We start from the raw sequence: 22672 nt of genomic DNA, 5'->3' as shown, positions 1-22672 counted from the left end.
CGGCAGCCAGAGCGCCGTGGTCACCGGGCCGAAAGGTGAAGAGATCCACTGCGACCAATACGGCCGCGTCAAAGTCCAGTTCCATTGGGACCGCGAAGGCCAGGCCGACGACAAGACCAGTTGCTGGCTGCGCGTCTCCTCCGCCTGGGCCGGCGCCCAGTACGGCGGCATCGCCATCCCGCGCATCGGCATGGAAGTGCTCGTCACCTTCCTGGAAGGCGACCCCGACCAACCGCTGATCACAGGCTGCCTGTTCCACAAGGAAAACGTCGTCCCCTACGAGCTGCCTGCGAACAAGACCCGCAGCACCTTCAAGACCCTCAGCTCACCGGGCGGTGGCGGCTACAACGAACTGCGCATCGAAGACAAGAAAGGCCAGGAACAGATCTACCTCCACGCCCAGCGCGACTGGGACGAGAATATCGAGAACGACCAGAAGATCCGTGTCGGCAACGAGCGCCATGACACCGTCGAGCAGAACAGCTACAGCGAGTTCAAGGCTGAGGAGCATCACACGGTCTATGCAGACCGGAAGGTTGAGACGAAGGCGAATGACCATTTAACGGTAGCCGTTAATCAGCACATCAAGATAGGCACCGGCCAGTTCATCAATGCAGGCCAGGAAATCCACGTCAGCAGCGGCATGAAACTCGTGCTCGAAGCCGGCAGCGAACTGACCCTGAAAGCCGGTGGCAGCTTCATCAAGATCGACGCCAGCGGCGTGACAATGAGCGGGCCGGTGATCAACGTCAATGCTGGTGGTAGCCCGGGCAGCGGGACGGGTGCAGCGCCGTTGTTGCCGGGGCCTTTGAAGCAGGCGGATGCGGATAAGGCTGGGCAAGTCGTGAAACCTTCACTCGCCTCCTTTAAGGCGCAGTCAAAAGCCGGAGCATTGCTACCAACCCCATCGTGCCACCTTGACGCATCCGGCCATTGCCCCATCCACCAAGCGGGTGCGACAACATGATCGACGCCATACCTTCCCCATTCAAACAATCAGCTTCATCCGGCCTAATGTGCCTGATTCTAGATAGCAGCTTTGACGCGGATCTCCTGAACCACTTATTTCAGGGTGAGAACCAAGCGAGCCCTAACTGCATTCCGCTATTCATCAACACACCATATGCCGACCTCCAACCAAACGGTCCTTACATCGTCTTGTGTCCTGCAAAGAGCATGTCACAGGAGTTTGCTGCCGCCCTGCTTGAACAGGAAGATGCCGGGTGCGTTGCCTGGTTGAGCAGTTCAGCATCACTTGATCAGGGTATTGAACATTGGCGTAGTCTGCTTACCGTAAGAACGGACGATGAACCGCAACAAATGATGCGTTTTTACGATCCGCGCTGGCTGGAGCCACTGCTGCTCAGTTTCAGCGAGGCCGAACAGGCGCAGTTCATCGGTCCGTTTACCGCCCTGGCTTGGCGCAACGAAATCGGCTGGCGGTATTACGCAAATCCCCCCCAGAGCCTCACAACAACAGTGCAACCTACAGCATGGTTGTATTTGAGCTCTGAACGGCAAGTGTTGATTGAGCAGGGTCGTTTGAAGGTCATTGCTACACGCTTTGCCGAGGACTACCGCGATGCCTTACCAGCAGAAGATCCAGTAGCGTTCGTTTACCGCCAGTTGCTGGCCGGTAAAGAAATAGGCTACGAGCAGATTGCCGATCAGGAGCGTTGGCTACGCTTGGCAATCGGTCGCGGCGACAGTTTCTGGAAGCGCTCTCCGGATGCCGAAGTGCTGGCTCGAAGCGACGTAGCTCTTGGAGACAAATTGGCTCAACTGGAAAGCCTGTGAAACATAAGGACGATGAGCAATGAGTAACACCTATACCGTTAAGAGCGGCGATACCCTCAGCCACATAGCTGCCGCCAACAAATGCTCGGTGTCGGATTTGCAGGCACTAAACCCTAATATCACCAACCCTGACTTCATCAAGCCCGGTTGGGTGATAAAGTTGCCCAATGCCGCAACCAAACCCCTTCCACCGCCTAAACACGCAGACAACCAGAGCACTACCAATGTCAAAGGCGCAGCTCAGTGCAAAGACGAACTGGTTGATGTGGTGCATATCACCGGCGAACAACACTTTTACATCCTGACGGAACAAGAGTCCAAAGCTCTGAAGCAGCAGACTGATATCGTTAAAAAACTCATGGACGAGTTACATCAAAATCTGGCGAAAGCTACTGAAGCCAGCAAGTGCGCAAAAATCAAAGACCCTAAAGCCAGCTGCTCTTGCAGCAACTGTGTCAAAGACGCCTGGAACTCGAAGGCTGAAGAGGCTGGTCTTTTACAACGATCCGAGCCGCCAGCGGAAAAACCCAAAGCCACCATCGACCGCCAGGAAGATTTGCAGGGACAACTGGCAACGGTACAACAGGCGCGTGACTGGTATCAGCGTTATGCGCCAAAAGCCGCGCTTGAGGGCAGCTATCTAGAGAGTAACTGGAGAGACCTGCAAGCAAAGAAAGTAGCCGAACTCAATGCTCAGATTAAGTCGCTTCGTACCCGAATTGCCGCAGTCAGCAAACCCGAGGCAGGCGAAAGCTCCACAAGTGCCAATGGCGCAGCACCTGATCTCAAACATGGCAGAGGTCGCGGCACAGAAAGCCAAACAGGTCGCCAAGTAAGAACAGGGGTTACCGTCATCGAAGTTATCTCCCTTAGCGATCCTAGTCGTCGACATTATATTCCGATGGTTTACCGGCAACAGCTCGACTGGAAAGTGAAGGTCAATACCAACGTTATCCAAGGCAAGCCGCTTGACAAGAATCTGATCAAAGAGCTGATCAAAGATATCCGTACCGCCGTCGATGACAGCCGAAAAACCAGCCCATTAGGAAGCCTGGAAGCCAAGTTCGCTAGCTGGACAAGCAAAGACGATAACCTTCTAAACGCACTTCATAAGGAATGCTCGTGGACATCCAACGAAGCAGACTCTGCCAAGTATGCCGTGTCCGCAGAAGCCCATGCTTTCCGCTTCGCAGCCAGCGCTAGCGCTGGAATCAATAGTTGGGAACCAGGCAAAGGCAACGTCGAGATAGGCGTAAAAGGCAGCGCCGCGATCTCTCTGGCTGAAGGCTCCGTAGCGCTGAAAAGCTTCTTTCCTGACCAAGGCGGTTATGTCGTGCGCATGCCGTACCGCAATGCACAAGGCAAGGAGGTGGTCAGCGAAATTGGTATATTCCGCCTTGACGGCAAGGTTGAGCTTTCCTGCTTCCTTGGGGCCACCGCACAGGGACAAGCTGGAGTTAAGGCCCAATACAAACCTGTGGAAGTTGAAAACTCAGGTGCTACTGCGTTACTCAGTCCGCCAAGCTTGGATGTAGATAGAAAACGCGGTGGTAGCCTGGGTTTGAAAGGCAACGCCTTTGCTGGCCTGCAAGGTGGCGGCACCGTAACCGGAACGTTGAAGTGGCTTGATCCGACCAAACAAGGGGTTGGTAAAATTACCGCTGGCCAGGCTAATGACAGTGGCAGTACGGACTGGGCTAGCTTGGTCGAGATTAAAGCAGAGGGTAACGTTGCCTTGGGTGTTGGAGCCAGCTTTGATTTCGGGATTGATATTCGGGAAAACCGCCTGGCTATCAACTGTAAAGCGAGTCTGGTTTTTGGCCCTGGTGCTGGTGGTGGATTTGGTACGACTGTTGATATAGAAAAGATTGGTGAACTGGCCTATGTCTTTTGTAATGCACTGTCAAAAGCTGACTTCCACTATCAGCTATCCATCACCAAAGAAGCCTTTGATTACATGGCCAGGGGATTGTTTCAGATCGCAACTCATCCAGCGACAGCAGCAAAGAAAGCCTTTTCGGACGGCCGCCTTCAGATGAGCAGATGGTGGTCGCGCCGAGAAGCGACCAAACAAGAAGCACAAACACTGGCAAATTACTTGCTGGCTAATCAGGCGATCAATGTTAATGGAAAGAAAATTCCTCTTAACATTTTGCCGCCGGAAACGATTGGCCCCATGCTATATGTTTTGACTGAAAGTTTCGTGGAGAGCTGGGCAGAAGATCAGGAAAAAGCCGTCGTGCTATTGCTATCTCACTTAACCACTTGGCGGCATTTCATTGAAGTATTGGAACACTGTTCCAAAGATGGTAGTACGGTCAATGCCATGGAAAGCCTGGATCGCCTGAATGCTTTGCTAGACGGTGCGGAACAGCAGCAGTTCAATAAATTCATTGGAACCTTAGCAGCAATCAACATTAACTCTTCGACCAGGCAAATCGGAATGATTGCTTGGACCCCAGGCCTACCTTGGAGAAAAGAAAGAACACTGATAGCTGCAAGACAAAGCAATTTATTTGATGGTATTGCTTAAGTGAAGGCGCCTTGGGCGCCTTTACTGCCCATTAGTCAGAGTCGCTCACCTGACTGGATAGCACATCGAAAACTCGTAGAGCTATAGTGATATTCCTGAACAGGACTCGAAGCCCAGCGTCGAACAATTGGAGCAGCAATTAAAGGTCCCTCTGAAATATCGGAGCCCCTTTTAATCCTTTGAGAGCCTGATGGTGGGCCTTGGGGATCATTAAGAGGAGAGTTTTTATAGTAATCCGCGCCATACCAGTCATTGACCCAGTCGGTCGAATTACCTGAAAGCCCAGCAATCCCCAATGAATTAGGAGCAAAGCGATCTACAGGAAAATTATCCTCTTCATCCGGTTCAGGGAAATTTTTCCCGTAATCAAGGCTGCCGCTATCTGTTGGAAATAATAAATGCTGCCCCCGGCTACGAGCGGCATACTCCCACTGAGCCTCTGTGGGCAAGTCAACCGCATAGCCACTTAGCTTGCCTAACCATTGACAGTAATCCTTGGCTTCCTGCCAACTTTTAGTAGGCGCTGGCAGATTGGGTTTATAAAAACGCTTGAGATCCTCTCGCTTTCGATCTTCCTGATCGTACAGTGGTTTCCGATTTGCTATAAAAAACAAATCAAAATCCCCCAGTGTCGTTTGAAAGCGCGACAGATAGTAACTACTCAATTTAACAGGATGAACAAAATCATCATCACCACTCGGGCTGATATTACACATCCGCTCCGGCGCAACTCCACAAGGCCACTCGCACACATTCTTTTCGTCATATTCGCAGATCCATCCAAAGTCCCCCATATCAAACTGGCCGCCCTCGACAAATACCATATTGTCAATCGACTTCACCACAGTGCTGAGTACATTGCCGCGTAACTCGTTGGAAAGATCCGGATATTGGGTATTAATCTTGGCAGCGATGGCAGCGACTTTCTCTGGCGTGAGACTTTGGCTCTTCGGCAATGGACCAGATTCGGCGTTGCATCCAACCATCATCAGCATGGCGGGCATGGCAATTAAAAAAGGACGTAGCACTGAGGATATCCTTATTAGGCTCGTTAACTACTGAACACTATCATTCCTCGCCTGTTTGACAAAGCGCTGCCACCAACCGCCAGCTAGAGTTTTCACCTACACACTGAGTAACAAACAACGCTTTGGGGGCCACACGTCATGGCCGACATCACTTTCACGCGCCTGTTCGCGAATAAATTCGCTACTACTTTTCGGGTGCCACAATCACCGTACACGTCATCCCAGCCGCCAGCAGCAACCCTTCAGGCACCTGATCCAGGTGAATCCGCACCGGAACGCGCTGGGCGAGGCGGACCCAGTTGAAGGTCGGGTTGACGTCGGCGATGAGTTCGCGGCTTTGGGGGTTGTCGCGGTCGTAGATGCCGCGGGCGATGCTTTCGACATGGCCCTTGAGCACTTCGCCGCTCATCAATTGCATCTCGGCCGGGTCACCCACGTGGACGTGGGGCAGTTTGGTTTCCTCGAAGAAGCCGTAGACCCAGAACGAATTCATGTCGACCACAGCCATCTTCGCTTCGCCTGCACGGGCATAGTCGCCGCGATGGACGTTGAGGTTGGTGACGTAACCATCAACCGACGCCAGCACGCGGGTGCGTGACAGGTTGAGTTCGGCCGCTTCCAGACGAGCCTGGGCCAGTTGGTAATCGGCAAGGGCCGAGGTGGCGATGTTGCTGGCGTCGTCGCGGTTCTCGGTGGAGACCACCAGGTTGTCCATGTCGGCGCGGCGTTTGGCGTTGAGTTTGCGCATCTCCCAGGTGGCCTTGCGCGAGGCCAGCAAAGCCTCTGCTTCCTTGACTGCAATCCGGTAATGCTCGGGGTCGATCTGCATCAGCAGGTCGCCCTTTTTCACCTGCTGGTTATCACGTACCGGCACATCGATCACGGTGCCGGCCACTTCCGCCGCGACGTTGATGATATCGGCTCGCACCCGGCCATCGCGGGTCCAGGGTGTTTCCATGTAGTGCACCCACAAGGTCCGGCCGATGAAGATGGCAAGGGCCAGGACCAGCAAGGTGGCGATCAGACTGAAGAGCTTTTTCATCCAGAGGTTCTCGAACCGGGCATCAACGATAAAAGGGCAGCGCCAGCGCGCCGAAAATGCAGGTGAACAGGCTCAGGCGCAGCAGCGCCGGGTGCCAGAAATGTCGGTACAGATCGAACCCGGCCAGCAGTCGGTCCAGCGCCCAGGCCAGTACCAGCGCAATCAGGAACATCAGGGTGATGGTCGGCATGTACAGGCCGTGGAACGCGATTTCACGAGGCATGGACGACTCCTTGTGGGCGGCCATGCACGGCCAGTGGTGATTGCGGGTCCAGCAGCGAGGTACGGATGAAATGCAGGTAGCTTTTGACCCGGCGCAGCACTGAGGTGTCGAAGTGCGAGGCAAAGGGTTCGTCGGTCAGTTGCACACGACTGATGGCGTGATCGACCGCCACCAGACAGCGCTCCAGATTGCTGGCATCGGGCTGGATGAACAGGCGGATCAGCGACCGGCCCATGACCCGGATCGCAATGCGCCAGGACTGGTACTCGGCGTAGCTGGGATGGATCGGCAGGACTGCTTGCTCCCGGCGCAGCTCGATAATCGCGTGGCCGATTTCCAGCACCGTAAACATCCAGTGCAGCAGTTCACGCTGCACTTCAGGCCTGCCGACCGCCAGACCATAAGCCTGATGCATCAGGTCGCGGGTCTGGCTTTCAAAGCTGGAGCCCAGCCTCGGCAATGGTGCGCTGATGGCGAATATCACTTGCCGACGCAGGGCGTCCTTGAGGCGCTCCCACATCCAGCGGCTGTTGGGCGGCAGGATGATTGCGCCTGCTGCGGCGCAGAACAACATGCCGACGACCATGGCGATGTAATCGTTGATGAAGGTGTAGGGGTTGTAGAGCGTGAGGTTGTCCGGTACCGAGCCAATGCTGAAAAAGATCAGCAAACCCAGCCCATAACCGGCCCACTGAGGACGCGAGGCCAGGAAGGTGCCGACCACCAATACCGGTGCCAGAAACATGCACAGCAATGGAAAGCCGTCGATGTGCGGGAATATGAAGAAGGTTTCGGTAAAGCCCAGAATCGCGCCCAGCAAGGTGCCGCATGCCATCTGGAACGACATGCGCCGCGGGTTGTTGGTGGTGGATGACAAGGCAACGGTCGCAGCCGACGCCAGGGTCATGATCGCGCCGCTGGGCCAGGCCGTCAGCACCCAGTACGCACTCAACAACGCTACGACTGTGCTCGCACGTACACCGGCTGCCAAGGCAGTCATCCAACTGGTGCGCGGCACAAACGACTCTTCCCACTGTTCGCGCACATGGTTGTGATCAGCCAGTGAAGCATGGGTCTGGGCGTAGTCATGCAGGTCGTTGACGAGGCGATACAGCAACTCGAAAGCCGTGTGAAAATCCAGCAACTCGGCTTCATCCGGCCCGCTTTGCTCAAGCTCGGCACGCATGCTGCGAACCAGGTCGGGCAGTTCGGTTTTGAAGACTTCCAGACGTTGCACCAACACTGCCGCATCGCCAATGGTCAGGGACCGGTCGGCAAAAGCATCGAGTAATTGGGCCAAGGCATTGAGGCCCGGATCGACCCGGTTCATGACCGAATTCACCTGACTGGCTCGCAGCCGCGCCAGCAATTGATGCAGGGCATTGAAGCGCGTGGTGATGGCCATGAACTCGCTGTTAAGGCGATTGAGCCGCCCGTTGCGGCGGCGCATGTGCGGGTCTTCAAACACCGTTACGCTGCGCATCCCTTCCAGGCCGATGGCTTCGGCGACAAAGCGCACGTTGCCGGTTTCAAAGGCATCCCTCTCGCTGACGCCACGCAAGCCATCCACAACAAAACGGGCAAACACACCGAAGCGCTGATACAGCGCGTTGCGCATTGCAGCGGCGGAACTCTGCGGCAGGATCGCCGCCGTCACGGCAGTGGAGCAGACAATACCCAAAGCGATTTCCATCACCCGCCAGACCGCTGCCATGAACGAGCCCTCCGGGTGAGCCAGTGCGGGCAGGCCGACCATCGCTGCCGTGTAGCCAGCCAGCACAAAACCGTAAGCCCGAAAGTTGCGATAACGCGCTGCGCCTGCCGAACAGATCCCGACCCACAGCGCCAGGCACCCCAGAAACGGCACCGAGTTCTGTGCGAACAAGGCCATCAGCAGCACCATCATGGCCGAACCCGCCAACGTGCCGAGCAGACGGTAGAAGCTCTTGGCAAACACATGCCCGCTCTGTGGCTGCATGACGATGAACACAGTGATCATGGCCGTGCGCGGTTGAGGCAACTCCAGGCGCAACGCCAGCCAGTAAGTGAGGAACGCGGCAATCAACACCTTGAAGATATAGATCCAGGTGACCCCGTCGCTACGCGCCCAACTATTGAGCTCTCGCACCAGAAGCCGTAGGAGCGAATTCATTCGCGAAGGCCCCGGTAAGCCTGCTGAAGATGTAGCGTCTGGAATACTGTCTTCGCAGATAAGCGGAGCGCCGCCCGATCCGCTCCCACGAGGTGAGGTTTTATTCATCAGGAAGCCCGCCGCCCAGCGCCACCACCAGCCCGGCGTACACACTCAGGCGAGCGGCTTCGATCTGCTGCTGAATCTGTTGCTGACGAAACAACAGCGTCTGGGCATTGAGCACGTTCAGGTAGTCGGTCAGGCCGCGCTGATAGGCGATCAAGGCAATGTCATAGGTCTTCTGGGCTGCCGCGACGGACTCGGCGGCGAACACCTGCTGCTTGTCCATGGAGGCACGGCGGATCAACTGATCGGAAATGCTTTTGAGGGCCATCACCAGTGTCTGGTTGTAATGGGCCACGGCCAGGTCATAACCCGCCACGGCCTGGCCCAGCTCCGCTCGCAGGCGTCCACCGTCGAAGATCGGCAGGCTGATTGCCGGGCCGGCTTTATAGCTGAGCTTGCTGCCGGTCAGAAACTCCAGCATCCCGCCGCCCGTGGCCATATAGCCAAGGCTGCCGACAAGATCGACGTTGGGATAGAAACCCGCATGCGCCACATCGACTCCACGCGCCTGCGCCTCGACACGCCAGCGGCTGGCAACCACATCCGGGCGCTGGCCCAGCAGTTGCGCAGGCAATGCCGAAGGCAGTTTGAGTGCGGTGTGCAGCGACAGGCTCGGGCGTAGCAGCCCAGCGCCCTCACCCGGCCCCTTGCCCGCCAGAACGGCCAGTTGATTACGCTCCAGCGCAATGGCTTCTTCCAGCTCGTCGATTTGCCGATGGGTTTCCGGCAGAGGTGTTTCGGCCTGGCTGACCTCGAAATGCGTACCGATGCCGCCTTTCAAACGACGCTGGGCCAGATCGAGAATCTGCTTCTGCTGGGCCAGCGTGGCTTCGACGATATCCAGCCGGGCGTAGTGCAGAGCCAGCTGGATATAGGCGCGGACGATATTTTCCTGCAATTCAAGTTGGGCCTGACGTTGCTCGGCCGCACTCATGTGCGCCAAGTCAAGCGCTTGTTCGCTGGCGTTGCTTTCGCGGCCCCAAAGATCGAGGGCGTAACTCAAACCCAGCGATGCATTGTTGTCCCAGGTGCGAGTATTGGCCAGTTCGCCAGGCCCATAGAATTGATCGGTCGGCCAGTCATGACGAGCCAGATTGGCACTGCTGTCGACATGCAGACCTTCGGCGGATTCGGCAATCCCGGCCAGCGCCTTTGCCTGACGCACGCGCGCGGCAGCCATCGCCAGGCTCGGACTGCCCTGAGTTGCCAGCGCTATCCAGCGGTTCAACTGGGGGTCGCCATAGGCACGCCACCACTGAGCGTCAGGCCAGTTGGCGTCCATGGCAGCGCTCTGGATAGCCTGATCGGTGGCCAGGCTGTCGAGGGGCAATGCCCTGCCTTGTGAGGTGATTCCGTCGGTTCCGATACAGCCGCTGATAGTTAACGATACAACCCAGACACTGAGGAGCCTGAAGCCCCAAATGATGCGACGCGGCACAGCTGCGAGTTCCCGACTGGAAATGAAGCGCTATTGAGTGGCGCGATTCTAGGGGGCGGCCTGCACGGCGATAAGCTGGCGAATATGTGATTCTTTATTACAGAAACGGTGATAATCCCTTGCCATGTGCCAGTAACTTCATGTCACAATTTGACATGCCTTCAGAGAATTGCACATGGACACTCTGCAAAACATGCGCGCCTTCTGTTGTGTGGCGCAAGCGGGCAGCTTTACCGCAGCCGCAGCACAACTGGACACCACCACCGCCAACGTCTCTCGGGCCGTCTCGAACCTCGAAGCGCATTTGCAGACACGCCTGCTCAACCGCACGACCCGCCGTATTGCCCTGACCGAAGCCGGCAAGCGTTATTTGCTGCGATGCGAACAGATTCTGGCCTCTGTCGAAGAGGCGGAAGCCGAAGCCAGCGATGCCCACGCCCGACCGACCGGCCAGCTCAAGATGCATTCGATGCCCGGTGTCGGCCAGCATTATGTGATCGATGCCATCGCCCGCTATCGGCAGAGCCACCCGGATGTGTCCTTTGACCTGACCATGACCAACCGCGTGCCGGACCTGCTTGAAGACGGCTACGACGTGTCCATCGTTCTGGCCAGCGAACTGCCGGACTCAGGTTTTGTGTCGCAACGCCTGGGCATCACTTACAGCATCGTTTGCGCCTCGCCGGCCTACATCAAGAACTTCGGCATGGCCTACACGCCAGCCGACCTGCTGAACCACGCTTGCCTGCGCCTGGTCAGCCCGGTGTTCCCGCTGGAAAAATGGGTGTTCGACGGCCCACAAGGCCAGGAAATGGTCACCATCAACAGCTCGCCCCTGCTGGTCAACTCTGCCGATGCCATGCAGACCGCTATTTCCAGCGGCATGGGCATCGGCATACTGCCGATCTACTCGGCCATCGACGGGTTGCGTAACGGCACCTTGATGCGGGTCCTGCCCGACTATCGCTCCCAGGAGCTGAACCTCTACGCCATCTACCCGTCGCGCCAGTATCTGGATGCGAAGATCAAGACCTGGGTCGAATACCTGCGTGGTTCGCTGCCTGAAATCCTCGCCGCCGACGAAGCAGATCTGCATATTCATTCGATGAAATCGCTGGCTTGAGAGTTTGCGTGTGCAAAACCGGCTGCCCAAGGGCCGACAAGAATGTTAGCGTGCTACTCATTCAACCGCTCAAGAGTGACTGCCCCAATGAAAAAAACCGTACTCGCCTTTAGCCGTGTCTCCCCTGAAATGGCCGAACGCCTGTCGCAAGATTTCAACGTGATCGTGCCAGACCCGAAACTGGGCGACCTCAATGCCCAGTTCAACGAAGCGCTGCCCGAGTCCCACGGCATGATCGGGGCAGGCCGCAAACTGGGGCGCGAGCAGCTTGAAGGGGCCACGAAACTGGAAGTGGTATCGAGTATTTCGGTGGGCTACGACAACTACGATGTCGGTTACCTGAGCGAGCGCGGCATCCTGCTGACCAATACCCCGGACGTGCTGACTGAAAGCACCGCCGACCTGGGCTTTTCGTTGATCATGAGCAGTGCCCGTCGTGTCGCGGAGCTGGATGCCTGGACCAAGGCCGGTAACTGGAAGCGCAGCATCGAAGCGCCTCATTTCGGCACCGATGTACATGGCAAGACGCTGGGTATCGTCGGCATGGGCAATATCGGCGCCGCCATTGCCCGTCGTGGTCGCCTGGGTTTCAACATGCCGATTCTGTACAGCGGCAACAGCCGCAAGACTGAAGTCGAGCAAGAGCTGGGCGCTCAATTCCGCACACTGGATCAATTGCTGGCCGAGTCGGATTTCGTCTGCCTTGTGGTGCCGCTGAGCGAGAAGACCCGCCACCTGATCGGCCGCCGTGAACTGGCGCTGATGAAGCCCGGCGCAATCCTGATCAACATTGCGCGCGGCCCGATTGTCGACGAGCCGGCGCTGATCGAAGCCTTGCAGGACGGCACCATTCGCGGTGCCGGTCTGGATGTGTACGAGAAAGAACCGCTGAGTGAGTCGCCACTGTTCAGCCTGAGCAATGCAGTGACCTTGCCGCATATCGGCTCGGCGACTCACGAAACCCGTCAGGCCATGGCAGATCGTGCCTACCATAACCTGCGCAGCGCGCTGCTGGGTGAGCGGCCACAGGACCTGGTCAATCCGCAGGTCTGGAAGGGTTAATACCCTTTTCGCGAATGAATTCGCTCCTACCGTAGGAGCGACTTCAGTCGCGAAGCGGAGCGTTTGGGTATACCAATGACTCTTTTTGCGAAAGCTCTTTCGGCTTCCTGAACACCAGCACATTCCCCAGCATCACCAATGCCAGCCCGAAGAGTGCGGGCACTGTCCATTGGTAGCCTTCGACCCACGCCGAAATATTCAGCGCCACCACCGGAAACAGCACGGTGCAGTAAGCCGCACGCTCAGGCCCCATGCGTCCGACCAGTGTCAGGTAGGCCGTGAAACCGATGACCGAGCCGGGTATAACCAGATACAGCAGCGAACCGATATAGCGGGTATTCCATTCAAAAACGAACGGCGCACCGCTGAACAGGCAATACACACCCAGTATCGTCGCACCGTAGAACATACCCCAGGCATTGGTGGTCAAGGGCCGCAACCCGGCCTTCTGTTGCAGGCTCGACAGCATGTTGCCCGCCGAGAAACACAAGGTTCCCAATAGCGCCAGCCCGAGCCCGATAAAGGTCTCGCGGCTGGCACTGTGGTCGGCCAGTTCAGGCCAGAACAGGCACGCCAGCCCGGTCAAACCCATTGCGCCGCCAGCCAGAACATTGCGTGCCACTTTCTGCTTGAAGAAAACCCGTGCATTGAGTGCATTCCATAAGGTCGCGGTCGAGAACACCACGGCGATCAAACCGCTGGGGATCCATTGGCTGGCCGTGTAGAAGCACATGAAGTTGATGCAGAACAGGCACAAGCCTTGCGCCAGACAGATCAACTGTCCGCGGCGATTGACCGGTTGCAGACGCCCGCTGAGCAATAGCATCGCAAACAGGATCAAGGCCGCCAGGCTGAAGCGGTAGAAGATGGACACCGCAATGGCGACCTCGCCCAGTTGCAGTTTCAGGGCAATCCAGGTCGTCCCCCAGATCAGGACGGTCAACAGATACAGCGAGATATTCATGACGCAGCTCCTCAATGAGCCTTGAGTCTGCGGGCGGACCATCGGCGTCGCTTGCACAATCTTGCGCATTTGATCGTGCAGGTGATGGCAGCCGTATCGCGCACGAGTAGGATGCAAGGCCTAGAGGAGTCGTTATGCCGCCCATTGAATCCATTCAGGTCTTTCAGGCCTTGAACAGCTCGCCACATGCCCGCCTGGAGCAGAGCGCGGTGCTGGGCGATGGATTGACGGCTGCGCTGTGGCAGAACCGGCACGACTCACAGGAATATCACGCGCCAACCCATCACACGCTGTCGTGCTATATCGCCGATGGCACGGGCACTTTTCGTCGTGATCGACCCGGCGAAAAAGGCGCGCCCGGCAAACTCTGCACGCTGCCGGCAGGTCATGAATCCGCCTGGGTCATCAATGGCGAGATCCGTCTGGCGCATTTGTATGTCAGCCCGGAGCAGTTCGCACTGGGTTGCGTCACCCTGCTGGACCGCGAGCCCCGTGAGATGCAGTTGCAGGAGAGCACCTTTGTCGAGGATGCCGAACAGGCCGGGCGTTTTCAGACGTTGATCAGGATGAACTGGGCCGAACCTGCCGAGCGTTTGCTCACCAGCAGCCTGGCCCATGAAATGCTTAGCCATGCCCTGCTCAATCAAGTGGGTTTGCGTGACGGGTTGCGCCTCAAAGGCGGGCTGGCCCCGCACTTGCGTCGTCAGTTGGTGGATTTCATCGAGATACATCTGGCCGACCCGTTGAGCCTCGGGCAACTGGCCGGGCTCTGTGCGTTGTCCGAGTACCATTTCGCCCGCATGTTCCGCGAAAGCTTCGGCCTGCCGCCGCACCAATACCTGCTGGCCCGCCGCTTGTCACATGCCCGCCACTTGCTGCGCCACACAGCCCAACCACTGGGCGATGTCGCCCTGGCCTGCGGCTTTGCCAGCGCCAGTCATTTCAGCAATCGTTTTCGCCAGGCCATCGGGGCAACGCCCGGGGAATATCGACAGGCCTTTACCGCGTAGGAATGAGGCTGATCTCAAAAATCTGATGGATTGACTCACAATCCGTGGGAGGGGCCTTGGCCGCGACAGCTTGGTTTCAGACGCTGAAAATGCATTGCCTGTAAGCAAGTCGTCGCGGCCAAGGTCCCTCCACGGGTGATATGTATGCCTTAGCTGATCGGCATTACCGCAGGTGTTAAAACTCCAGCGTCGTAGATATCTGCACCTGCCGCGAATCCCCTACCGAGACGAAGTAGCGGTTAACGCTTGAGGTGTAATACGTGCGGTCGAAGAGGTTTTTGACATTGAGCTGGAACCTGACTTTCTGCCCGTCCAGCCGTGTGTCATAGGTCGCGAAGGCATCGGCGACGGTGTAGGCCGGCAAGTTGAAGTCGTTGAGCGGATTGCCCGCACGCTCCCCCACATAATGCGCACCGGCACCCAGCCGCAGGTTGTCGCCGCCCATCAGGCTGCCCATGTCATAGACCGCCGACAGAGAACCGCTGTGGCGGGCGACATTCTGCAATTGCTTGCCTTTGAGCAAAGGGTCTTCAAGCACTTGGGCATCGGTGAAGGCATACCCTGCAATCAGGCTCCAGCGCTCGCTCAACTGGCCGCTGAGGTCCAGTTCCATGCCTCGCGAGCGGACTTCACCCGCCGAGCTGTAGACCGTATTGGCAGTCACGGCATCGTAGTTGGCCACCAGTACATTGCGCTTCTTGATGTCGTAGAACGCCACGGTTGCGCTGAAGGCACCTGGCACATCCCACTTGGCGCCCAGCTCCCAGGATTTGGCACGCTCGGGCAAGGTCCCGGAATCCACCACATAACCGCCCGTCAGCGGTGCAATGCTGGAGTTGGGTTTGAAAGACTCACTGTAGCTGCCATAAAACGACAGTTGATCGGTGTAGCGATAGACCAGACCGGCACGCGGTATCCACTGACTGCCATTGGTGTCGGTATTGACCGTGAAAGGTCGGCCTCGGCCCGCCACCTGATCGAAGGTCATGAAGCGCGCACCGCCCAACAGAATCCACTGCTCGTTCAGGTAGATCGAGTCCTGAAGGAACAGCGAATGACTGCGCAGTATGTCGCTCTGTGCGCTGTCCGTTTCGCTGACCGTCGTGCCCTCGACTTCCTGACCATAAACCGGGTTCAGGTAACTGAACGTGGTCAGGCTTCTCTGGCGGATCAGGTCGGAGCGATAGACCTTGCGATACTCATCGTCCAGCCCCATGAGCAGTTCATGTCGCAGGCCCGCCCACTGTACATCGCCCGCAAGGGTCACAAGGGTATAGCGATCAGTGGCCAGCGCCCCCCGGGTGCCATCCATGGAGCGAGTCAGGGTTCCATTGGTGGCGTTGACTGCCGTGACACGCACCTGGCTGGCATCGTAGGTTTCGCGGTTGTAGCTATAACCCAGATGACCTTTCCAGCGCTCATTGAAATCATGATCCACCTCGAACCGATAAAGGTCCGAGCGCCCTTCCATGTTGTTGAAAGGCTCATCCAGCCGACGTGTGGCAGGGATATCCAGAGGATGGTTGGTCACCGGGTCGATAGCAGTGCCGCGATCGAAGGGATAGAGAAATTCCCGGTGCTCATAAGCAGCCACCCATTGGGTGTCTTCGCCGTACCAGGCCAGTGACGGCGCGACCAGCGATTCGCGATGAACACCGAAGTTGCGCCAGTAATCTTCGTCCTGATGATCGACAATCATCCGCCAGGCCAGCGCCGAATCCCCCACGGGGCCTGTGCTGTCCAGCGTCACGCCGCTGCCATTCTTGCCTGCGCCATAGCTGGAGCCGCGGACCGTCAGGCTATTGCCGGCCTGCAATTGCGGCCGCTTGCTGACCACGTTGATGATCCCGCCAGGGTCCTGAATCCCGTAGAGCAGGCTTGCCGGTCCCTTGAGGACTTCAACCCGCTCGGCTGTGGCGTTCAGGTTGCGGCCCTGCACCACTGGCATGCTGTCGCGCATGATCGAGCCATCGCGGTTATCGCCAAAGCCGCGCTTCATCAGAGTGTCCTGAGTGCTGCCCAGCGTGTTGCCCTGGGTGACACCACTGATATAGCCCAAGGCGTCATCAAGATTGCGCGGCACTTGATCGCGCAGCACCTGTTGCGGGACGATGCTGACGCTCTGCGGTGTCTCCAGCAAAGAGGCCGATGAGCGCAATACCGAGCTGCTGGCAGGCGGCTGATAGTTGCCGCGCTCCGTCAGCCGGGAGTCGATATGGGTCGCCGCCAGATTGAGAGCGCCCGCTTCGGGCAGTTGTGTTTCCAGGGTAAACGTCTGATCGCTGGCGCGGCGATAAGCCAGTCCGGAACCTCTCAGCAAGGTGCTCAATGCCTGCTCGGCGCTGAATGGCCCGTGAAGCGCCGGAGCATCGATGCGGTAAGGCGTGTCCTGTGTGTAGATCACGCTCAGGCCGGTGACGCGGCTGAATTCACTCAAGGCCTGGGGCAAGGGCTTGGCCGGAATCGAGAAGTCGAAGGTCTGTTGCGCGGCACAGACAGCGCCCTGAAAACAGATCCCCGCCGCCACGAATATCGCTCTGCCCAGCCAACCGCTCATTGCCTTGCGCCTCGCCGCCTTGAAATCCGGTCCGTGGAGGATTTCCTGTTTGCCACCCCGTCAGCGCAGAACAATGACCCGACCCAACATGCTGTAAGTCTCGAACCCCACCACCGATTGCAATGCGGCCAATACGGCCTGCGGGTCCTTGCTGGGGAAAGTACCGCTGATGCGTTTGGCGGCCAGTTGGTCGTTAAGCACCACAATGCGGCCAGGGTAATAACGGCTCAGGTCATTGATGACATCGGCCAGAGGCGTGCGGTAGTAATTCAGCCAGCCTTGTCGCCAGGCCAACTGGCTTTCACTGTCGATGTTTTTCGGAGCCGAAGTGGTCTTTTCGTCATAGGTCACTTGCTGACCCGCTTCCAGAATCCGTTGCTCCACACCCTTTGCCGCCTTGACCCCGACACGACCGGACAACACCGTCACCTGCGCGCCTTCGGGTTCCAGACGCACCTCGAACTGGGTGCCCAGCACGCGGGTTTCGCCGGTATGGGTATCGACCACGAAAGGTTCGCCGGTGTGGGTCACCTTGAAGAAGGCCGCGCCGCGCCGTAGCTGCACATGACGTTCGCCATGGCTGAAGTTCACGGCAATGGCACTGTCGGCATCCAGCGTGACCTGGGACTCATCAGCCAGCGTCAGGGTGCGGATCTGGCCGGGAGCCGAGACATGATCGGCGCCGAAATCGTCGGCCCAGCGTTGCGGCTGCCAGCCAGCGCCCATGGAAATCATCAGCACCAGGCAGGCGGCCATCGCCAGACCCACCGACCAGCGTTGCAGGTTGCGACGTGGCGGCGGTGCGTCCATGGCGCGCAGCAAGACGTCCAGCGCGGCAGCATCTTCGCGGGCGAGCCGGGCAGCGGGGACTTCGCTCAACTCCCACAACACCTGGGCCCTGCCATAGGCTTCGACATGCGCCGGGTCGGCTTGCAGCCATTCGCTGAAGGCCAGTTGATCGGCATAGTCTGGCTGATCGTGCAGCACGCTCAGCCAGGCCAGCGCGGCTTCATCCTGAGCCGCAGTTGCAGACACAACAGGGGACGCATTCATCGACGAGCGTCTCCGGGCTTCGTTCGGATGGAACCTGCTGTTGTGGCGCCCTGTTCCAGGCTCGCCTTGCAGGCTTGCAAGGCGCGCATCATATGTTTTTCCACGGCACTTTGGGAAAGCCCCATGGCCTTGGCGATCTCGGCGTACTTGCGACCGTGAATGCGGTTGAGCAGGAAAATCTGTCGGGTCCGCTCAGGCAGCCCGCGCAAGGCAGCCTCGACGTGGCGCAAATCTTTGTTCGCCTCAAGCGCGGCACGCGGGTCGTTGCTGACGTCGTCGTACCCGGCCTCAAGGCTTTCGCTGATACGGCTGCGCACGCCTTCGCTGCGCAGATGGTCGATGGCGATATTGCCCGCACAGCGCAGCAGATAAGTGCTCAGTTCTTCGACCTGCACCAGAGGCCGACGCCAGAAACGCACGAACAGGTCCTGCACCAGATCCGCAGCCGTGGCCCGACAACCTACGCGGCGGCTGACCAGCGCTTCCATTTGCGGACGCTGGGACAGAAACACCCGCAGAAAATGCGCACGACCACCACTGGCCCCCAAAGGGTCGGCGTCAGGCCCGATGTCGGGCAGGTCAGGCTCAGGGGGCATTATCACGATGACTTAAACCGGCAACAGATCAAAGACAGCAAACGGGCAAAGCACCAGCCCGAAACAGGCCAGTTTCACTATCCAGTGAGGTTTGAAAGGCATCAGAAAAACCAGCAGCACCGCGCTGATCATCAATACCGCAAACCACTGCGCCAAGCCTACCCCCCAACCGGCATCATTGACCGCAACGACCGAAGAGACGGCCAGAAAAAGCCAGCCCGCCAGCTTGAGCGCCCGGCTGCGACGCTCGGTCAGCAGGCCACTCAGCAACTCGCCGTAATGTCGTGGCATGGACAGGCACAAGGCCGTAAAACCGATGTAGCAGAACAACGCGGCCAGCAACATTCAGTTGGCCTCCTGGCGGCTGACCGGGATGGCAGGAGCGCGAGCATTCTTGCGCACAGGCTTATCGGCACGATCAGCCCTGAACTTCAACGCCGCCCACCCGAGGAACAACCCGGTGCTCAGAGCCGTCAGATTGAAGGCTGGCAACACCCAGCTTCCCTGTTGCAGCGCGGCAATCAGGTAATGAGCGCCGGTCAGCAGGTCGAGCACCGGCAAGCCGACGAACAACAGCGCACCCAATCCCAACTGCTCACGCCAGGCACTCTGACCGCTGCGCAATACCGCATGCAGAACCGACAGCCCCCAGACGATGAAAAACACATTCACTTCCCAGCCTGCACGCCCGGCAAACCCTGCCGGCAGAACCCGGTTGGCCCAGAAGAAAGCCGCCACCGCGAGCATCAGGCCCGACATGCTGGCGATGTTCAGCACCTCGACCAGACGCAACTCGAAGGGCAGCACGCCGGTCTTGGCATGCTTGAGACGGCGCTTGCCCAGCCACATCACCAGCCCGGTGCCGATCATTGCGGTCCCGGCCACGCCGAAGATGAAATACAGCCAGCGCAGGGTTGGCCCGGCAAAGTGCCCGACATGCAGGCCGTACATGCCGCTGGAAATCAGCATCGGCACCGGACGCGAAGGGGTTTCGTTCTGCAAGGCGCCGCTCACGCCATTGAAAGTCAACGCGCCGCCGCGATCAGGCGTGATGCTGCCTTTGTCGTCACGGGTCAGCAGCACCGATGCATTGATGTCACCGGGATTGTTGACCACCACCCTCCCCACCTGATCGCCATTCCATCGCTCGCTTGCCGAGGCCAGAAGCGGAGCGAGCGGCAGCAATTGAGCAGGCTGGCCTTCAGGCTTGGGCATGTTCGAGCCGGGGAACACTTCACTGTAAAAGGCCTGCACATTGCCGTAGCTGGTGAGAATGCTGGCAGGCATGACCATCGACATGAAGATCACCAGACTGCTGTAGGTAATCATCAGATGAAACGGCAGCACCAGCACGCCAAGTGCGTTATGGCCGTCCAGCCAGGAACGCTGGCCCTTGCGCGGCCGGAAGGTGAAGAACTCCTTGAAGACCTTCTTGTGAACGATGATGCCGGTCACCAGCGTCACGAACATCACCATCGCCGCAATGGTCGCCAGCCAGCGCCCCCATGGATGCGGCATCTGCAACTGGTAATGGAAGCGGTAGAAGAAGTCGCCGCCGCGAGTCTCCCGCGCCTGCACCTCGGCCCCGGTCTGGGTGTCCAGCACCTTGCGCACAAAGTTGTTGCGCTGACCGGGTTTGCCTTCAGGCAACCAACCCACCATCAGGCCCGGCGAGCGCTCGTCCGGCATATTGATGAACCAGCGTGTGGCACCCGCCGCGTGTTGTTGCAGGTAGCTTTGCGCCAGACGGATATTGGCCTCGGCATCCACAGGACGGGCTGCAATTTCCGGCTGCATCCATTGGGTGATCTCGTCCTTGAAGTAGGAAAGCGTCCCGGTCAGGAAAATCGCGAACAGCAGCCAGCCAAACAGCAACCCGACCCAGGTATGCAGCCAGGCCATGGCCTGACGGAAACCGTCCTTCATAGCAGCCACCGGTCACAGGCATAGGCGGCACCCAGAATTGCACAGGGCAATAACACGCCAACCCACGCCTGCAAGGCCGTGCGGCAGGCAAAGCACCAGAGCACGGCCACCAGATACACCAGGAACGAAAGCATCATGCCGGTGACAACCGCTTCGGCACGAGGAATGGGCAGCCATTGAGCGATGCAGATGCTGGTGACCGATGCCAGCAGATACCCCGCAAAAATCGCCGCCAGCGCACGTGAGGTGACGGCCAGCCGATAGGAAACCGACACCCCGGTGCTTTTCGCTGGGCGCTTATTGACCGCTGAGCTGTTGAGGGCTGTGCCGTGCATCCGAGAACCTTTACCCGATCTTGAAAGGCAATGAAAAAGCATGGGCCTGCATGACAAATCCCCTGTCACCGGACCACCGAGCAGATAATTCGTACTTGGGCACGAGAATAAAGCGCAATATTAATGATAAATATTCTCATATGCAAAAGAGTCTGCCAGAATCTGCGCCATCAATGAGTCCCCGTGGATTTTTCTACGCGATGCACACCGCCCAGCCCGCTCTCAGTCATACCGTCGAAGGTTTGTACCAGGACCACCACTCCTGGCTCACGACCTGGCTACGGCGCAAACTCGGCTGCCCGCATAGCGCGGCGGATCTGGCTCAGGACACTTTCGTGAAGGTGATACTGGCCCGCGATACAGCGCAGATCATCGAGCCTCGCGCCTTTCTGACCACCATCGCCAAGCGGGTGCTGTGCAATCACTACAGGCGTCAGGATCTGGAGCGCGCCTATTACCAGGCGCTGGCCGATCTGCCGGAGTGCGTGGCGCCTTCCGAGGAAGACCGGGCAATCATTCTTGAAACCCTGGTGGAGCTGGATCAATTGCTGGACGGCCTGCCGGTGCCGGTCAAGCGCGCCTTCCTGCTCTCTCAGGTCGATGGCCTGAGCCATGGCGAAATCGCCTCACAACTGGGGATCTCCATCGCGACGGTCAAGCGTCATCTGAACAAGGCTGCGCTGCGCTGTTACTTCGCCCTATGAACCTGAATGCAGAATCCCTCAACAAGTCAGACATTTCCCCCGCTGTAGCCAAGCAGGCCGTGGGCTGGATGATCGAAATGCAGGAAGGCGGCCTGGACTCCCGTCGCCAGCAAGCCTGGCAGCAGTGGCTCAACGGCAATAGCGAACACCAGCGCGCCTGGGCGCATATCCAGCGGGTCAACCAGCGTTTGAGCGGGTTGTCCTCTCCTCTGGCTCATGCGGCGCTCAATGCGCCGTCCTCCAGCAGTCGCCGCCACGCACTGAAACTCTTGCTCCTGCTGGGAGCCGGTTCGGCGGCAGGCTGGGGATTACGCGACCAGATCACGCTGCAACCTTTGCTGGCCGACCTGCACAGTGGCGTGGGCGAACAACGTAAAGAAACCCTGAGCGACGGCACACAGGTACAACTCAATACCGCCAGCGCCCTGGATGTACGCTTCGATAGCCAACAACGGCTCATCAAGCTGCTGCAAGGCGAGATTCTGATGACAGCGGCAGCCGATTCGCGCCCACTGAACCTGCTGACGGCCGAAGGCATCGTGCATGCCTCGACCACTGCCAGCCGTTTCAACCTGCGGCAACTGGACGGCCGCACGCAACTGGCGGTGCTGGCCGGCTCACTCGAAGTCAGCCCCAGCGGTCATGTCGGCCCGGCGTTACGCTTGCAGGCCAAACAACAAGTGACCTTCAGCCACGACGCCTGGGACCCCGTACGCCCGACAGACGCCAGCACAGGCGCGTGGGCCGAAGGCATGCTGGTCGCCTCGCACATGAAGCTGGCGGACTTTCTGGCAGAGCTGGGCCGCTACCGTCGCGGGCGACTCAACTGCGATGCAAAGGTCGCCAATCTGCTGATTTCCGGCAGTTACCCACTGGCGGACAGCGAACGTATTCTCGACATGCTGGAAGTCGCCCTGCCCGTTCGGGTGCAGCGGTTTACCCGGTATTGGGTGAGTGTTCAGGCCAAAGTGTGAGCCTTTTTTCGCGAATGAATTCGCTCCTACGAAATCCGTAGGAGCGAATT

General features: G+C 58.4%; 20 protein-coding genes. 8 read left to right on the top strand and 12 right to left on the bottom strand.

Annotated features, from left to right (window positions below; genetic code table 11):
• The 3 genes from tssI to Q6A51_RS26865 all read left to right on the top strand — a co-directional run.
• Positions 1-967 (top strand): type VI secretion system tip protein TssI/VgrG (tssI, locus tag Q6A51_RS26875; protein ID WP_304576139.1); only part of this gene is annotated, 967 nt, incomplete at its 5' end.
• Positions 964-1797, top strand: a complete 834-nt coding sequence (locus Q6A51_RS26870; RefSeq protein WP_304576138.1) for a DUF4123 domain-containing protein — start codon at positions 964-966, stop codon at positions 1795-1797. The genes tssI and Q6A51_RS26870, both read left to right, overlap by 4 nt.
• 19 nt (positions 1798-1816) lie before the next feature.
• Entirely contained in the window at positions 1817-4330 is a 2514-nt protein-coding gene (locus Q6A51_RS26865; RefSeq protein WP_304576137.1) for a LysM peptidoglycan-binding domain-containing protein, read from the top strand.
• Positions 4331-4365: 35 nt separating this feature from the next.
• Here Q6A51_RS26865 and Q6A51_RS26860 read toward each other — a convergent pair whose 3' ends face one another.
• The 5 genes from Q6A51_RS26860 to Q6A51_RS26840 all read right to left on the bottom strand — a co-directional run bounded on the left by Q6A51_RS26860 (position 4366) and on the right by Q6A51_RS26840 (position 10318).
• Positions 4366-5358 carry a formylglycine-generating enzyme family protein gene (locus Q6A51_RS26860; protein ID WP_304576136.1) on the bottom strand — a complete coding sequence of 331 codons (993 nt, stop codon included), beginning with the start codon at positions 5356-5358 and terminating at the stop codon, positions 4366-4368.
• Positions 5359-5542: 184 nt separating this feature from the next.
• A complete protein-coding gene (locus Q6A51_RS26855) occupies positions 5543-6400 on the bottom strand; it encodes an efflux RND transporter periplasmic adaptor subunit (protein WP_304576135.1) in 858 nt (285 codons plus the stop codon).
• A gap of 22 nt (positions 6401-6422) precedes the next feature.
• Positions 6423-6623 (bottom strand): DUF1656 domain-containing protein, encoded by a 201-nt coding sequence (locus tag Q6A51_RS26850; protein WP_025258695.1) that lies wholly within the window; start codon positions 6621-6623, stop codon positions 6423-6425.
• Positions 6613-8775 (bottom strand): FUSC family protein, encoded by a 2163-nt coding sequence (locus Q6A51_RS26845; RefSeq protein WP_304576134.1) that lies wholly within the window; start codon positions 8773-8775, stop codon positions 6613-6615. Before Q6A51_RS26845 ends, Q6A51_RS26850 begins: the two co-directional genes overlap by 11 nt.
• Positions 8776-8875: 100 nt before the next feature.
• Positions 8876-10318, bottom strand: a complete 1443-nt coding sequence (locus Q6A51_RS26840; RefSeq protein ID WP_038399753.1) for an efflux transporter outer membrane subunit — start codon at positions 10316-10318, stop codon at positions 8876-8878.
• 175 nt (positions 10319-10493) lie between these two features.
• Between Q6A51_RS26840 and Q6A51_RS26835 the strand changes: the two genes are divergently transcribed.
• Positions 10494-11441: a LysR family transcriptional regulator gene (locus Q6A51_RS26835; RefSeq protein ID WP_201007318.1), complete on the top strand. Its 948-nt coding sequence runs from the start codon at positions 10494-10496 to the stop codon at positions 11439-11441.
• Positions 11442-11528: 87 nt separating this feature from the next.
• The gene (locus tag Q6A51_RS26830; RefSeq protein WP_304576133.1) at positions 11529-12503 is read left to right on the top strand and encodes a 2-hydroxyacid dehydrogenase; all 975 of its coding nucleotides are present in this window, start codon (positions 11529-11531) and stop codon (positions 12501-12503) included.
• Positions 12504-12546: 43 nt separating this feature from the next.
• Here the strand turns inward: Q6A51_RS26830 and Q6A51_RS26825 are convergent, their stop codons facing one another.
• Positions 12547-13467, bottom strand: coding sequence for a DMT family transporter (locus tag Q6A51_RS26825; protein ID WP_304576132.1), 921 nt, complete (start codon positions 13465-13467; stop codon positions 12547-12549).
• Positions 13468-13601: 134 nt separating this feature from the next.
• Between Q6A51_RS26825 and Q6A51_RS26820 the strand changes: the two genes are divergently transcribed.
• On the top strand, positions 13602-14477 hold the full coding sequence (locus tag Q6A51_RS26820) for a helix-turn-helix domain-containing protein (protein WP_304576131.1): 876 nt from the start codon (positions 13602-13604) through the stop codon (positions 14475-14477).
• 175 nt (positions 14478-14652) lie between these two features.
• Here the strand turns inward: Q6A51_RS26820 and Q6A51_RS26815 are convergent, their stop codons facing one another.
• From Q6A51_RS26815 to Q6A51_RS26790, 6 genes are read right to left on the bottom strand one after another with little or no spacing between them, the layout of a single operon-like run.
• Positions 14653-17034, bottom strand: coding sequence for a TonB-dependent siderophore receptor (locus tag Q6A51_RS26815; RefSeq protein WP_304576130.1), 2382 nt, complete (start codon positions 17032-17034; stop codon positions 14653-14655).
• A gap of 60 nt (positions 17035-17094) precedes the next feature.
• On the bottom strand, positions 17095-18087 hold the full coding sequence (locus Q6A51_RS26810) for a FecR family protein (RefSeq protein ID WP_304576129.1): 993 nt from the start codon (positions 18085-18087) through the stop codon (positions 17095-17097).
• Positions 18084-18683 carry an RNA polymerase sigma factor gene (locus Q6A51_RS26805; protein ID WP_201020006.1) on the bottom strand — a complete coding sequence of 200 codons (600 nt, stop codon included), beginning with the start codon at positions 18681-18683 and terminating at the stop codon, positions 18084-18086. The genes Q6A51_RS26810 and Q6A51_RS26805 overlap by 4 nt, the downstream gene beginning before the upstream one ends.
• A 12-nt stretch (positions 18684-18695) precedes the next feature.
• Positions 18696-19028 carry a DUF3325 domain-containing protein gene (locus Q6A51_RS26800; protein WP_201007305.1) on the bottom strand — a complete coding sequence of 111 codons (333 nt, stop codon included), beginning with the start codon at positions 19026-19028 and terminating at the stop codon, positions 18696-18698.
• Positions 19029-20585 carry a PepSY-associated TM helix domain-containing protein gene (locus Q6A51_RS26795; RefSeq protein ID WP_304576140.1) on the bottom strand — a complete coding sequence of 519 codons (1557 nt, stop codon included), beginning with the start codon at positions 20583-20585 and terminating at the stop codon, positions 19029-19031. It abuts the gene before it with no gap.
• A gap of 20 nt (positions 20586-20605) precedes the next feature.
• The gene (locus Q6A51_RS26790; RefSeq protein ID WP_304576128.1) at positions 20606-20944 is read right to left on the bottom strand and encodes a DUF3649 domain-containing protein; all 339 of its coding nucleotides are present in this window, start codon (positions 20942-20944) and stop codon (positions 20606-20608) included.
• Positions 20945-21144: 200 nt separating this feature from the next.
• Between Q6A51_RS26790 and Q6A51_RS26785 the strand changes: the two genes are divergently transcribed.
• Complete coding sequence (locus tag Q6A51_RS26785) at positions 21145-21648, top strand: sigma-70 family RNA polymerase sigma factor (protein WP_304576127.1); 504 nt, start codon at positions 21145-21147, stop codon at positions 21646-21648.
• Positions 21645-22622 (top strand): FecR domain-containing protein, encoded by a 978-nt coding sequence (locus Q6A51_RS26780; RefSeq protein WP_304576126.1) that lies wholly within the window; start codon positions 21645-21647, stop codon positions 22620-22622. The genes Q6A51_RS26785 and Q6A51_RS26780 overlap by 4 nt, the downstream gene beginning before the upstream one ends.
• Positions 22623-22672 lie beyond the last annotated feature (50 nt).

The organism is Pseudomonas serbiensis, from assembly GCF_030580745.1.
Taxonomy (GTDB): Bacteria; Pseudomonadota; Gammaproteobacteria; order Pseudomonadales; family Pseudomonadaceae; genus Aquipseudomonas; species Aquipseudomonas serbiensis.
Note: the sequence above shows the minus strand (reverse complement) of the source record. Positions and strands in the feature narration are given on the sequence as shown.

Bases quoted from the DNA above. Each gene is read 5' to 3' on its own strand.
- Q6A51_RS26870 (WP_304576138.1), top strand. From the start codon at position 964: ATGATCGACGCCATACCTTCCCCATTCAAACAATCAGCTTCATCCGGC.
- Q6A51_RS26865 (WP_304576137.1), top strand. From the start codon at position 1,817: ATGAGTAACACCTATACCGTTAAGAGCGGCGATACCCTCAGCCACATA.
- Q6A51_RS26855 (WP_304576135.1), bottom strand. From the start codon at position 6,400: ATGAAAAAGCTCTTCAGTCTGATCGCCACCTTGCTGGTCCTGGCCCTT.
- Q6A51_RS26850 (WP_025258695.1), bottom strand. From the start codon at position 6,623: ATGCCTCGTGAAATCGCGTTCCACGGCCTGTACATGCCGACCATCACC.
- Q6A51_RS26845 (WP_304576134.1), bottom strand. From the start codon at position 8,775: ATGAATTCGCTCCTACGGCTTCTGGTGCGAGAGCTCAATAGTTGGGCG.
- Q6A51_RS26835 (WP_201007318.1), top strand. From the start codon at position 10,494: ATGGACACTCTGCAAAACATGCGCGCCTTCTGTTGTGTGGCGCAAGCG.
- Q6A51_RS26830 (WP_304576133.1), top strand. From the start codon at position 11,529: ATGAAAAAAACCGTACTCGCCTTTAGCCGTGTCTCCCCTGAAATGGCC.
- Q6A51_RS26825 (WP_304576132.1), bottom strand. From the start codon at position 13,467: ATGAATATCTCGCTGTATCTGTTGACCGTCCTGATCTGGGGGACGACC.
- Q6A51_RS26820 (WP_304576131.1), top strand. From the start codon at position 13,602: ATGCCGCCCATTGAATCCATTCAGGTCTTTCAGGCCTTGAACAGCTCG.
- Q6A51_RS26815 (WP_304576130.1), bottom strand. From the start codon at position 17,034: ATGAGCGGTTGGCTGGGCAGAGCGATATTCGTGGCGGCGGGGATCTGT.
- Q6A51_RS26810 (WP_304576129.1), bottom strand. From the start codon at position 18,087: ATGAATGCGTCCCCTGTTGTGTCTGCAACTGCGGCTCAGGATGAAGCC.
- Q6A51_RS26805 (WP_201020006.1), bottom strand. From the start codon at position 18,683: ATGCCCCCTGAGCCTGACCTGCCCGACATCGGGCCTGACGCCGACCCT.
- Q6A51_RS26800 (WP_201007305.1), bottom strand. From the start codon at position 19,028: ATGTTGCTGGCCGCGTTGTTCTGCTACATCGGTTTTACGGCCTTGTGC.
- Q6A51_RS26795 (WP_304576140.1), bottom strand. From the start codon at position 20,585: ATGGCCTGGCTGCATACCTGGGTCGGGTTGCTGTTTGGCTGGCTGCTG.
- Q6A51_RS26790 (WP_304576128.1), bottom strand. From the start codon at position 20,944: ATGCACGGCACAGCCCTCAACAGCTCAGCGGTCAATAAGCGCCCAGCG.
- Q6A51_RS26785 (WP_304576127.1), top strand. From the start codon at position 21,145: ATGCACACCGCCCAGCCCGCTCTCAGTCATACCGTCGAAGGTTTGTAC.
- Q6A51_RS26780 (WP_304576126.1), top strand. From the start codon at position 21,645: ATGAACCTGAATGCAGAATCCCTCAACAAGTCAGACATTTCCCCCGCT.